The organism is Pseudomonas sp. P5_B2, from assembly GCF_056400445.1.
This window is the reverse complement of record NZ_JBFULH010000391.1, coordinates 1-3871: the sequence shown is the minus strand read 5'-3', so window position 1 is coordinate 3871 and position 3871 is coordinate 1. Positions and strand designations below refer to the sequence as shown.

At 59.9% G+C, this 3871-nt stretch carries 5 protein-coding genes; 1 reads left to right on the top strand and 4 read right to left on the bottom strand.

Features of this window, described 5'->3' with window-relative positions:
* A partial coding sequence (locus tag AC1DRJ_RS21085; RefSeq protein WP_477803847.1) for an aldehyde dehydrogenase family protein occupies positions 1 to 1035 on the bottom strand: 1035 nt, incomplete at its 3' end.
* 100 nt (positions 1036 to 1135) lie between these two features.
* On the opposite strand from AC1DRJ_RS21085, the gene ptrR reads away from it, so the two are divergent.
* Positions 1136 to 2014, top strand: coding sequence for a putrescine utilization regulator PtrR (ptrR, locus tag AC1DRJ_RS21080; RefSeq protein WP_477803846.1), 879 nt, complete (start codon positions 1136 to 1138; stop codon positions 2012 to 2014).
* A 52-nt stretch (positions 2015 to 2066) separates the two neighbouring features.
* Here the strand turns inward: ptrR and msrA are convergent, their stop codons facing one another.
* The 3 genes from msrA to AC1DRJ_RS21065 form a co-directional block, all read right to left on the bottom strand.
* Positions 2067 to 2576, bottom strand: a complete 510-nt coding sequence (msrA, locus tag AC1DRJ_RS21075; protein WP_477803845.1) for a peptide-methionine (S)-S-oxide reductase MsrA — start codon at positions 2574 to 2576, stop codon at positions 2067 to 2069.
* 5 nt (positions 2577 to 2581) lie between these two features.
* Positions 2582 to 3043: a MarR family winged helix-turn-helix transcriptional regulator gene (locus AC1DRJ_RS21070; RefSeq protein ID WP_477803844.1), complete on the bottom strand. Its 462-nt coding sequence runs from the start codon at positions 3041 to 3043 to the stop codon at positions 2582 to 2584.
* A gap of 143 nt (positions 3044 to 3186) precedes the next feature.
* Positions 3187 to 3639 (bottom strand): Ohr family peroxiredoxin, encoded by a 453-nt coding sequence (locus AC1DRJ_RS21065; RefSeq protein ID WP_477803843.1) that lies wholly within the window; start codon positions 3637 to 3639, stop codon positions 3187 to 3189.
* Positions 3640 to 3871 lie beyond the last annotated feature (232 nt).

Below are 3871 nucleotides of genomic sequence, written 5' to 3'. Positions count from 1 at the left end.
ACCGGGACCTTCGACCTTCTTGCCGCCCATCAACAGTGTTGCGCCTTCTTCCAGGGTGGCACGCACTTGTTGATCCAGTTCGTCACGCAGATCAAAGCGGGCCATCGGGCCGATGTATGTATTGGCAGCCAGTGGATCGCCGATCACCAATTTGCGTGTGGCTTCGACGAACTTGTGTGTGAATTCTTCGACAATGCCTTGCTCGACGATCAGGCGCTTGGCCGCTGCGCAGACTTGCCCGGTGTTCTGGTAACGACCGATGACGGCGGCTTTGACCGCTTCATCGAGGTCAGCATCGTTGAGCACGATAAAGGGGTCGGAACCACCGAGCTCCAGCACGCATTTCTTCAACGCTGCACCGGCCTGAGCGCCGATGGCGATGCCGGCGCGCACGCTGCCGGTGAGGGTCACTGCGGCGATACGAGGGTCGGCAATCGCCGTGGAAACGCCCTCCGGCGTGATGTTCAGCACTTCGAAAACACCTTGAGGGAAATCGGCGTTCTTGAAGGCTTCCAGCAGCAGATAGGCACTGCCCATTACGTTCGGGGCATGTTTGAGCACGTAAGTGTTGCCGGCGATCAGCGCGGGTACGGCGCCGCGCAGCACTTGCCAGATCGGGAAGTTCCACGGCATGACCGCGAGAATCGGCCCGAGCGGGCGGTATTCTATGCGCGCCTTGCCGCCTTCAACCAGGGTCGATTCGGCGTTGAGCATGGCCGGGCCGTGTTCGGCGTACCACTCGCAGAGTTGCGCGCACTTCTCGATTTCGCCGCGGGCCTGGGTGATCGGCTTGCCCATTTCCAGGGTGATCATGGTGGCCATTTTGTCAGCACTGTCGCGCAGTGCCCGAGCCAGGGCGATCAGCAACTGTGAGCGTTGCTCGACGGCTGTTTTGCGCCAGACGCGAAAACCGCCAGCGGCCCGCGACAGGGCGGCTTGCAGCGCCGATTCGGACTCGAAAGGGTAGTAGCCGATCTGCTCACCGGTGGCCGGGTTGATCGAAATCGCATGGGTAAGGCTGGAAACGCTGGTCATGGCACCGTCCTGCTGGGTGGGAGTGCGCTCAGGTTACGGGGGTGTAAATATTCTGGAAACTGAATAATACTGAGCATAACGTTCACGTTTGGAGAATGACTTGGATCTGGTTCAGCTGGAAATTTTCAAGGCAGTTGCCGAGCACGGCAGCATCAGCGTTGCCGCGCAACACATCCACCGGGTGCCCTCCAACCTGACAACGCGGATCAAACAGCTGGAACTGGATCTGGGCGTGGACCTGTTTATCCGCGAGAAAAGCCGCCTGCGCTTGTCACCGGCCGGTTGGAGTTTTCTCGACTATGCCCGGCGCATCCTCGACCTGGTTCAGGAAGCCCGCGCCACCGTGGCGGGTGAAGAGCCACAGGGCGCGTTTCCCCTGGGGTCACTGGAAAGTACGGCGGCGGTGCGTATCCCCGAATTGTTGGCCGCCTACAACCAGAAACACGCCAAGGTCGAACTGGACCTGTCCACCGGACCTTCGGGGACCATGATTGATGGGGTATTGTCGGGCCGACTGGCTGCCGCGTTTGTCGATGGGCCGGTGCTGCACCCGGCTCTGGAAGGCGTGCCGGCGTTTGAGGAAGAGATGGTGCTGATCGCACCGCTCAACCATCCGCCGATCCATCGCGCGCAGGATGTGAATGGCGAAAACATCTACGCCTTCCGCTCCAATTGCTCGTACCGGCACCACTTCGAGAGCTGGTTCGCCCAGGACGCGGCAGTGCCCGGCAAGATCTTCGAAATGGAGTCCTATCACGGCATGCTCGCCTGCGTCAGCGCTGGCGCAGGCCTGGCGTTGATGCCGCGCAGCATGTTGGAAAGCATGCCGGGATGCACCACGGTGAGTATCTGGCCGTTGTCGGAGTCCTTTCGGTATTTGCGCACCTGGCTGGTGTGGCGCCGAGGGACGGTATCACGGAGCCTGACCATGTTTGTGCGCTTGCTGGAAGAACGAGGCGTGGTGCAGCCACAAGCCTGAGCCCACCACAAATCTCGCTTCCACACGAGATTTGTGGTGGTCAGGCATTACGTCATAGCGCGCGTTTCGGCAGTTTCCAGTTCGGCCGAATGAAGTGGCAGGTATAGCCATTGGGCACTTTTTCCAGGTAATCCTGATGCTCCGGCTCAGCCTGCCAGAACGGGCCGGCGGGAGCGATTTCTGTCACGGCCTTGCCAGGCCACAGACCGGACGCATCCACATCGGCCACGGTGTCCTCGGCTACATCGCGCTGTTCTTCATTCAGATAAAAGATCGCCGAACGGTAGCTGAGCCCAACGTCGTTACCCTGACGATTGGCGGTCGAAGGGTCGTGAATCTGGAAGAAGAACTCCAGGATCTGGCGATAGCTGATCACCACCGGATTGAAGACGATCTCGATGGCTTCCGCATGGGTGCCATGGTTGCGGTAAGTGGCGTTGGGCACATCACCGCCAGAGTAACCGACCCGTGTAGACAGCACGCCGGGGATTCGTCTGATCAAGTCCTGCATGCCCCAGAAGCAGCCACCGGCCTGGATCGCGGTTTCGGTTTGCGTGGTCATCGCTTTCACTCCTCAGTATTCATTGATTTGATCAGGTTGTTACGCAGTTTCACGATGGCTTTCTGCATCTGCGTGAACTCGTCCTGCGTCAGGCCCRTCGCGCCGGCAAGGCCCGTTTCCGGGCGGCCTTCGCGCAAGGCTTTGCCTTCTTTGGTCAGGTTGATCCGTACCTGACGTTCGTCCGCGGGGTCGCGCTGGCGTTGCAGGTAGCCCATCGCTTCGAGCTTTTTCAGGATTGGCGTGAGCGTGTTCGACTCCAGAAACAGCTTTTCGCCCAGGCTGCCAACGGTCTGATCATCTTCCTCCCACAWCGCCACGATGGTGATGTATTGCGTGTAGGTCAGGCCGAGCTTTTCGAGGATCGGCTTGTACGCCTTGCCGAAGGCGAGGTTGGTGGAATACACCGCAAAACACAGGAAATCAGAGAGCTTGGGGCTCGCGGTTGCCGCTGGAGCGGTGGGTTTCATCTGTCACCTCATTCGTCAAAGACTGCTGTCGCGCAAGGCTGAAATATACCTCGTGTGCGATGGCATCGTAAGAGTGATAAGTTCAAGTTGATCAGCGGCAGGTGGCGGGTTCGGCGCACAGCTCGAACCCGCCGCGCCGGACATCACACTGTGAGCACGCTCAAGTCCACGTCGATGTTGCCCCGCGTTGCTTTCGAGTACGGGCAGATTTGGTCCGCGGTGTGGGCCAGCGTTCTCGCGATGTCGTCCGCCAGGCCGGGCACGCGCAGGGTCAATCGCGCCTGAAGGAAGTAATCCTGACCGGTCTGGCCGACATCGACTTCAATGTCGACGGACAAATCTGCAGGCAGCACCACGTTCATGTCATTGGCCACCAACCCGACGGCGGCGGTGTAGCAGGCCGACCAGGCACCGGCGAACAGTTGCTCGGCGGTCGGGTGCGGTTGGGTCGCAGCGAACACGTGCGCAGGCGTTGCGTTGCCGGGCGACGAGAGCGCGATATCGAGGCTGCCGTTATGGCCACGCGAAGTGTGGCCCGTGCTGCTGGCGGTGGTGTGGGATTTGCCGGTGGCCAGGACTTTTTCAATCTTGCTCATGATGATTCCCTATGAGTTCGTTGACTTGTTGTTCGCGTGCGCTTACATCGCATGCGATATATATGGGGTTTTTAAAAAGCCGATGACTGGCTTCGGTTACACGGTTCTTCAAGCCGTGATGACGTTCAAGGCCACGTCGATGTTGCCGCGTGTCGCTTTCGAGTACGGGCAGATCTGGTCAGCGTTGTGCGCCAGTTCCGTCGCGACCTCGTGGGACAGGCCGGGTGCACGC